The organism is Psychrilyobacter sp., from assembly GCF_037132775.1.
Classification (GTDB): domain Bacteria; phylum Fusobacteriota; class Fusobacteriia; order Fusobacteriales; family Fusobacteriaceae; genus Psychrilyobacter.
The window spans coordinates 1-8909 of record NZ_JBAHZY010000008.1; the positions used below are offsets into that span (position 1 = coordinate 1).

Annotated in this window: 5 protein-coding genes and 1 pseudogene; 1 reads left to right on the top strand and 5 read right to left on the bottom strand. The window is 33.1% G+C overall.

Annotation, left to right across the window (positions count from 1 at the left end):
* Positions 1-215: 215 nt before the first annotated feature.
* The 3 genes from V5784_RS00415 to V5784_RS00425 form a co-directional block, all read right to left on the bottom strand.
* Positions 216-2192: a molybdopterin-dependent oxidoreductase gene (locus tag V5784_RS00415; protein WP_336887075.1), complete on the bottom strand. Its 1977-nt coding sequence runs from the start codon at positions 2190-2192 to the stop codon at positions 216-218.
* A 27-nt stretch (positions 2193-2219) separates the two neighbouring features.
* A complete protein-coding gene (gene iadA, locus V5784_RS00420; RefSeq protein ID WP_336887076.1) occupies positions 2220-3386 on the bottom strand; it encodes a beta-aspartyl-peptidase in 1167 nt (388 codons plus the stop codon).
* 117 nt (positions 3387-3503) lie between these two features.
* Positions 3504-4979 carry a YfcC family protein gene (locus V5784_RS00425; protein WP_336887077.1) on the bottom strand — a complete coding sequence of 492 codons (1476 nt, stop codon included), beginning with the start codon at positions 4977-4979 and terminating at the stop codon, positions 3504-3506.
* 213 nt (positions 4980-5192) lie between these two features.
* Here V5784_RS00425 and V5784_RS00430 point away from each other — a divergent pair, with 213 nt between their 5' ends.
* On the top strand, positions 5193-6587 hold the full coding sequence (locus V5784_RS00430; RefSeq protein ID WP_336887078.1) for an MATE family efflux transporter: 1395 nt from the start codon (positions 5193-5195) through the stop codon (positions 6585-6587).
* 37 nt (positions 6588-6624) lie between these two features.
* Here the strand turns inward: V5784_RS00430 and V5784_RS00435 are convergent, their stop codons facing one another.
* Positions 6625-7563, bottom strand: coding sequence for a nitronate monooxygenase (locus tag V5784_RS00435; protein WP_336887079.1), 939 nt, complete (start codon positions 7561-7563; stop codon positions 6625-6627).
* 171 nt (positions 7564-7734) lie between these two features.
* A pseudogene (locus V5784_RS00440) lies at positions 7735-8379 on the bottom strand (prepilin-type N-terminal cleavage/methylation domain-containing protein); the annotation flags it as partial.
* Positions 8380-8909: the final 530 nt, after the last annotated feature.

The following is an 8909-nucleotide window of genomic DNA, read 5'->3' on the forward strand; positions in this document are numbered from 1 at the left end:
AAAAGGTATATTAATTTTTATAATAACGATAGAGGACATAGTTCTTTAGATTATGAAACACCTGCTAAGGTATATTTTGGTACTCAAAAAATTGCTTAAGTTTTTTCATAAACTGTTTGACAAACACGACCACCATAATCAACTAAGAAGGTTAAAATTAATTTACACTAAATTTGGGATACGCCCAACTCAGTAAGTAGACTTAAAATATTACTTTAATTAATTTTTTTTATATTTACAAAGGTGTCATAAAACGTTACTTGCCCACCCATATCAGACTTACCATTATAAGTTAAAAAATTAGGGTTCCCATTTTTTTTACTCCAAATCGCATATATATAAACTAAGTCATCACTTAATGTTTCATCTACATGGATTTCTGTTTCTATCTCTCCATAGATAGAATAAATCTTAACAACTTCTCCCACTTCATACCCTTGTAATCTATTTGGGCTGACATATAATTTTGATCTATCATTCATATCCTTTGTATGTTGACCAAATAAAGATCTTTTATGATGGGGGCTAATCAACCTCATTGGATAATCTTCACTAATTTTTAAAGACTCCGTATAGGTTGGATATGGGCTTAATCCATCTTTTTTGGCTTCTTCACTATAGATTTCTATTTTTCCACTAGGCGTAGGAAAATCGAAGTCAGACCAAGCAATTTTATCTTTTGAAAGATTTATTTCTTGTTTTTTTAACTTTTCAATATCTAATGAAACTGAAGATAGTATCTTATTGATATATTCTTCTTTTTCCACCTGTGGATATTCTTTCATTTCCATAACTTCGGCTAATTTTTGGAAAAAATAATATTCATCCATTAATTTATTTTCTGGTTCTACTACTTTTTCATTATATAATAGGTATGGATTATGCATTCCAGAACTTATTATATCTTCACTTTCTAGAGTATTTGTACAAGGTATTACAAGATCACTAGCTTCTGCCGTATCGGTCATAAACATATCTATACACACTTTAAATTCCACTTTTTCGTATGCTTTTTCTAATTTATTTAAATTTGCATATCTACTCAATGGATTACATTTTGCTATAAATACACTTTTTAGGGGGTTCTCACTAGCATTATAATTTTCTTCAATAAAATCTGCAAACTCAGATACATAAAAAGTTCTGTTTTGAGTTTTAAAACTTTCACTTTTAAAAGGATCGTCATTGAGTAGGTTAGAATATACTCTGTTAGAATAAAATACTCCTGATCCTTCTACCCCTATATTTTTAGTAAGAGACATTAGAGCATTGATAGCACGTACTGCATTTCCAGAATTAGTGTATCTTTGCATCCCATAACCTATAAAACAACTTACTTTACCTTCTAATAATATATTTTTTAATCCATTTATAGTTTCTAAATCTAGTCCTGTTTCCTCTATTAAATAGTTTAAATCTAACATATCTAAATAACTTTTATATTCATTGTAACCATATATATTTTCCTCGATAAATTTTCTATCTAGTTTTTTTTCTTGGATTAATAATTTAGTTATAACCATAGCTAAAGCTCCATCCGTTGATGGTTTCACCATTATATGGATGACACTAACCTTACTTGTTTCATTTACTCGAGGATCAATAGTTACTATTTTAATACCTTTCTTCTTACCTCTAGTCATCCTTTCATATAGATGTATTGAGGTATTAAATGGATTTCTTCCCCAAAGTATAATAGTTTTTGCATTTTGAGTTTCCTCTAAATCACTTGTTCTGGCATCTCCAAAATCATACAAAGTAGCCTTTGTTCCTGCTCCCCAACAATTACTTCCCAAACTTGTTGTTACACCACCAAAAAAATTAAAAAATTTCCCAGGGATTCCTTTCAATGTCCCACCAGCGCCAGATTCTTCATAATAAGCTATAGAAGTTGATTTAAATCTTTTTTTATAATCTGTTAATTTATTAGCAATAAGATCTATTGCCTCTTCAAATTCTATCTCTTCCCAGTTACCATTAACTTTTAACTTTGGTTTTAGTAATCTTTTTTTATCATTTAGCCTTGTCAGGTGTGCTCTTCCTTTTTGGCAAATAATCCCCTTGGTAAATCCATTGCCTTTATCTCCAACAATTTCCTTTATGATTCCATCTTTTTTTATCACTTTAAATTTACATAGATCATAACAATCTAACGAACAAGCATGGGTATATATTTTTACTTTACTTTTCAAATCATTCACCTACTCTATTTAAAATTTCTATTTCTCAAAAGTTCCCTTAACTATAGCAACTTTATTTTCTACCATTACTCTTCCTAAAGCCAGTACACCATCTATATCTAAATTTCCATCTAAAATAACTAGATCTGCATCAAAGCCTTCCTCTATAAATCCTTTCCCTTTCAATTTAAATATCGTTGCAGGATTAGAAGTAATAACCTTTATTATGTCTTCTAATCTTACGTTTTCCTCTTCCATTCCTTCCTTTACAGCCTCATACAGGGTTTCACACTTCCCCAATTTAACTCCCTTAAAATTCCCCTCTGAATCATATTCAGGCAGACTTCCCTGTCCATCAGATGTATAGGTGATTTGAGAGATATCGATCCCTGCTTCTAGGCATAATCTAGTGGCTTTTCCACATTTCACCTCTCCATCGGCCAAAAATTCTGGAGTTGTAGAAGTAGTAAAATCTAAGTTTCCACCTCTTTTTCCATATTTCAATGCTGCCTCAAATAAATAGGGATTTCTATTCATATGGGTAGGTACAAATTGTTTAATAGGTACTGCACCTTTATCGATAGCCTCTAAAAGTAAATCTGTAACTTCATGACTGTCTCCCATATGTACTCCTATGATCCCAGCCTTTCCAGATAAAATACCACCTAACCTTGTATCAGACGCTACTCTGAGGAGTTCATCTGCAGTAGGATGAGAAGACCTGTGATCCGCTACTGCTAACTCTCCGCAGCCGATTACTTCCTCTATTAGGATAATATCATCTGTAACCTTACCTGTAAGAGTTCTCACAGGTATTTCATAGGATCCTGTAAGTACAAATGCAGATACTCCTTCTTCTTTTAGTCCCTTTGCCTTAGCTATTAAATTTGTCATAGTTCTTGTGGTACCATCTGTTCCCAACACACCTATTACCGTAGTTACCCCGGCAGTTGTCATGTCTGTTAATTGGATCTCAGGAGTTCTAGATCTAAAACTTCCCTCTCCTCCTCCTCCACAAATATGAACATGGGAATCAATAAATCCAGGCACTATTTTTTTCCCTTTTAGATCTATGATAGTCGCTAAACTTTCATCTATATCTATAAAATCTCTTATCTTTGCTATCTTACTGTCAGCAATTAAGATATCCTTTTTCCCAATATACTCCGGAGCATACACCTCTGCATTTTTTAATAATTTTATCATCTTCCCTCCTTATAATCTATAGTGAAACTTACGGGCAATACATAAATTGCCCGTAAGTTTCACTATAGATTATTAAAAAAGCGAAAAAACCCTAAGGTTTAATCGCTTTTTTTAAATTTACATTACTGAACCTAAAGCTAATAGTGCCATAGTCATCACTATAAATGCAATAAATAGAGGCATTACAAATTTTAGCCATTTAGTATAAGATATTCTTCCTATTGCTAATCCACCCATTACTACTGCAGATGTAGGAGTAAGTAAGTTTAATACTCCTGATGCAGATTGATATCCAGTAACTACTATATTTTTTGCTAAGCCCGAAAATTCTCCAAGTGGAGCCATTATAGGCATAGATAGTGTCGCTAGCCCCGAAGTTGAAGGGATTAAAAATGACATAGGCAGGTAGAATAAATATGAGATGATAGCAAATGCTGTAGATCCTACCCCAGTTAATGCCTGCTCACCCCAAAATAATACAGTATTAGTCATTCCACCAGCATTCATTACTATAGTTATTCCTCTAGAAATTCCTACAATAAGTGCTACTCCTAATAGATCTCTAGCACCATTTACGAATACAGATACGATCTCCTTTTCTTCCATTCCATATACTTTTCCAATTATTATAGCTGAAATCATAAATAATAAAGTCATCTCTCCAAACCACCAATCACCAAGAGCAACTGTGTCTCCTAATAATTCCCCTACCAATGGTAATCCTTTGAAAAAGTCATTCATACTTTCAAATATTGTGATGTTAAATTTATATGCCCATGGAATTACTCCTAAAATCATGATGATAAAAGTCCCACCAAACATCCAAAGAATCAATGTTCTTTTAGGAGTTAATTCTGGTGTTTCCTGTTCTTCTCCTCCTAAAAAATGATGTTCATTTTCTTCTTTTAAATCATAAATCAATGATTTTGTTGGATCATTCTTTACTTTTGCAGCATATCTCATAACATAAAATATAGCAAATCCAAGTAAAACTATCATCATTAGAAGTCTTAATCCTAATCCGTCTCCAATAGATATCTCCGCGAATCCAGAGGCGATTCCCGTAGCGAATGGATTTACTGTAGAACATAGTACACCTGTACCGGCACCTAACATGATTACTGCTACTGCTGTCATTGCATCATATCCAGCCCCAATAAACACAGGGATCAACAGGGGATAAAAAGCTATTGTTTCCTCTGCCATCCCAAATGATGTTCCACCTGCTGCAAATATTGTCATAAGGATAGGAATCATTATCTTTTCTCTGCCCTTTAATTTTTTAATAACCTGTCCAATCCCTGCATCGATAGCACCTGTTTTCATTACTATACCTAAAAATCCACCGATTACTAATACAAACAGTGCAATATCCTTAGCTTCATAAAAACCATTGATAGGAGCATTTATTACTTCCCATAGTGCTTGAGGATTTGATTCCACCACCTTATATGTTCCAGAAATTGGTTGTTTTGTCCCCTCTATAAAATCGTATTGTCCTGCTGGAACTATCCATGTAAATACCGCCACTACAGCTATTATACTAAATAATATAGTATAGGCTGTTGGCATTTGAAATTTCTTTTTTTCCATTCCTTCTTCCTCCTAAATATTGTTTTTTCATTCATAAACGTTAAATAACCTTACATTAAGTATAAAATATGTTCATTATAAAGTCAATTACTTTCTTTGTTTTCTCTTAGAATTTAAGTCGTTTCTAACTAAAAACAAAAAAAATAGTAAATTTAGTTCAAATACTGTACAATATAGAATCAAAATAAAGAAAAAATATAGAAGGAGATAAATATGAAAGTAAATATGACAGAGGGGAGTATCACGGGTTCTCTCTTAAAGATGGCTCTCCCAGTTATGGGAACGTCTTTTTTACAGATGGCCTATAACTTAATAGATATGATTTGGATAGGAAAAATGGGAAGTGGTGCTGTAGCTGCTGTAGGAAGTGCAGGATTCTATCTCTGGCTTAGTTTTGCATTTATCAGTATCTCCCAGGTAGGAGCTCAAGTTAAGATAGCCCAATTTATTGGTGGAAAAAAACTAAAATTAGCCCAGAATTATACCGTAAATGCCATCCAATTAAATTTAATTTTAGCCATTCTTTACGGTCTTGTTATGATCTTATTCAAGGATTCCCTCATTGGATTTTTTAGACTAGGTGATCTAGCCATTATCGATATGGCTAAAAAGTACCTAGTTATTATAGGTCTTGGTATGGCATTTAACTTTACCAATCCTGTTTTTACAGCAATTTTTACAGGCTGCGGAGATACTAAAACACCTTTTTATATGAATGCCATAGGTTTGGTAATCAATATGATCTTAGATCCCATCCTTATATTTGGAATGATGGGCTTCCCTGCTATGGGAGTAACTGGAGCTGCTATTGCTACTGTTATAGCTCAAGGATCAGTAACATTGTCATTTCTTATCTATATTAAAAAATTCAAACCCCGGGTTTCATTAAAAGGGATACTTGAGTTCCCCAAAATAAAAATTATCCAAGATATTGCTGTCTTGGGAATTCCTGTAGGATTACAGAGTGGTTTATTTACCGGACTTACAATGGTCATAGCTAGAATCATTTCCTTTTGGGGCCCCATGGCAATAGCAGTTCAAAAAGTGGGATCTCAAGTAGAATCCCTGTCTTGGATGACTGCCATAGGTTTTCAGGTAGCGCTCTCTGCTTTTATTGGACAAAACTATGGTGCAGATCAACCAAGGAGAATATTAAAGGGATATAAAGTCTCCATGATTATTATGAGTGGAGTAGGAATTTTAACAAGTTTGCTTTTTTATCTAGGTGCTGAAAGGATATTTAGGATCTTTATTCAGGAGGAGGAGAGTGTTAAAAATGGAGTTGAATATTTAAAAATCCTGTCCTATTCCCAGCTATTTATGTGTATTGAGATCTTGACTGCTGGGGCTTTTAATGGTTTAGGAAAAACTAAACCGCCATTTTATATCACAACTTTTTTTAATATTGTGAGAATACCCTTAGCCTTATTTCTTTCCCAAGATGGTTTATTAGGGTTAAATGGTGTTTGGTGGGCTATCACTATCACTACTTTATTTAAAGGAACTTTTATGGTAGGTTGGTTTATTCGAACAACTAAAAATTGGAGTTTTTTTACCAATAAAAAAATAATAATAGACAAACAAAAGACAGATCCGATGAACATCTAGTTCATCGGATCTGTCTTTTAATTTTTAAATAATTACCTTATCTACCTTCAAACACTGGTCTAAATCTTTCAAATACCTCTTTAACAGAGATTATATCTTTTATCTTCCATACATCTTTACCGGCAAAGAAAATTCCGTTTTCTAAATCGCCCTCATGACCTTCCACTAATTTTTCACTTACACAGAATGTATGATCACATTTTTTTAAACATTGAACACATTTTGTAGGTCTTTCCTGTGTCCCAGCCCTTAATCTATCTACGAATGGACTCACTATAGCATTGGCAGGTAATCCGGCACACGAAGCAATCTCTACTACTTCACCTTTTTTTGTATTTACATACATCTCTTTAAATTCGTCCCCAACTTCACACTCTGTGGTAGCTATAAATCTTGTACCCATCTGTACTCCTACAGCCCCTAGGTCCAACATTCTTTTAGCATCTTCAGGCTCTATTACTCCACCGGCACCAAAGACAGGTATATTTACTGCTTCTACTATATCTTTTACTATATCCCAAGAATCTAAATCAGTTCCTAGATGTCCGCCGGCATTTCCACCTTCTACAACAATGGCAGTAGCTCCCAATCTTTCAGATAGTTTAGCTCCCTTTACAGATGATACAATTGGAAATATTGGTATATTTCTCTCTTTTCCAATTTTAAATACACCTTTAGAAAATCCAGCACCACAGACAATTAATTCTGCTCCTGCATCGATAGATGCATTTACTGCTTCTTCAAAATTACTTACAGCAACCATTACATTTACTCCAATAGCTCCTGCTCTTTCTCCCATATATTCTTTTGCCTTTATAATTTCACTCTTTAATTCTTCAATTCCAATAGCCGAACCAGCAACCAGGCCTATTCCACCCTCTCTTGCCACAGCTCCTGCTAATCTTGACATTGATGCTCTAATTGCCATTCCACCTTGTATAATTGGTACTTCTATTTCTAAATTTCCTATTTTCATAATAAATCCTCCTAAAAATTGCTTACCATATAATAACACTTGTCATTATATATTGCAACGTTTTCTAAAAATACATTTGAAAATATAAATCTCCTTTATATATCAAGGGGTAGAGGTGTGTTTTTTTATATGCACTGCCACTTTTCTTCATCCATGGTGTTATTTTAACCTTTATTGACTTTTAATGATTTTCCAATATTTAGTCTTGCTTGCACTCATTGTACCATCTTTTATTTCTCCATTTTTTATTTCTTCATTTTTAGGTGCATATTCCTTAACATGTAAAAATTTTACATGTTTATCGGTTGTTAAAAGTCTTATTGCATATTTTGCTATCTGTTCATCTTGAATTCCCGATTGAGAATTAGTCTTAAAAACATATAATGTTAAAGTTTTGCTCATATTTCCATTAGGTGTAATATTCCTATCAATATCTTGTTCACCTAATGCACCGGCTATCTTTTCATATTCAAATACATTGGGTAGTTCGAATATTTCTAAAGTACGTCTTGCCCCTCCATTTATCCGTTCTTCAGTTTTCCAGTCATTATCTTTCCACACAACATCTTCCCACTCTCCACTTGTACCTTCATCTCTATAAATTTCTATTTTTTTCCCAACTAAATCAAAATGAACACCATATCTCTTTCCTGTTTCAAGAGATCTTTTGGCTGCTACCCTAAAAAAATCTCCGATTTCATTCTGTACCCTTATCATAGCTCTAGATTCAGCTTGTTTTTTTATGGAAACGCCTCCAATCCCTACTAAGATACCAATGAGTGCCACCACTACCAACAATTCTATTAGTGTAAATCCTTTTTTTTCATATTTTCACCCCTCACTTTCTGGTCAAATTACTACTTTATATTTACCATTTTATTGTTCTTTTCCTTTAATCAAAAAAAATGGAGAAAATCTCCATTTAAAATCCCAAAATCTAAATTTTTATGATCTCAAAGAGCCATTGCTATATTATCACTAGTGCTATTTTATTCTCTAATCAATTTTAAAATTGCACTTGGAGTTACAGTCATCTCACTTATAGGAACTGAATTAACCGGTGAATATTCCCTTATATGTAGATATTTAACATGGGAACCTTCTTTCTCAAAATTTATTGCGTGTTTAATTTCTTTTGAATTAGAAATATATAAGGTGAAATTATCACTAATATTTCCTGTACTTGTTAAAGTTGTTTTTCCATCAGTAAATGGGTTTTTTATAAAATACTCTATAATGGTCGTATAAATTCATACAAAGAGTGTTTAACCTTAAGCAAAAAAATAGGGTATAATTTAAGAAAACAATATGGGGGATTTTGATTATGAATACACGAAAAACTTACT

Coding starts and splice junctions, on each gene's coding strand:
- iadA (WP_336887076.1), bottom strand. CDS start 3,386: ATGATAAAATTATTAAAAAATGCAGAGGTGTATGCTCCGGAGTATATT.
- V5784_RS00425 (WP_336887077.1), bottom strand. CDS start 4,979: ATGGAAAAAAAGAAATTTCAAATGCCAACAGCCTATACTATATTATTT.
- V5784_RS00430 (WP_336887078.1), top strand. CDS start 5,193: ATGAAAGTAAATATGACAGAGGGGAGTATCACGGGTTCTCTCTTAAAG.
- V5784_RS00435 (WP_336887079.1), bottom strand. CDS start 7,563: ATGAAAATAGGAAATTTAGAAATAGAAGTACCAATTATACAAGGTGGA.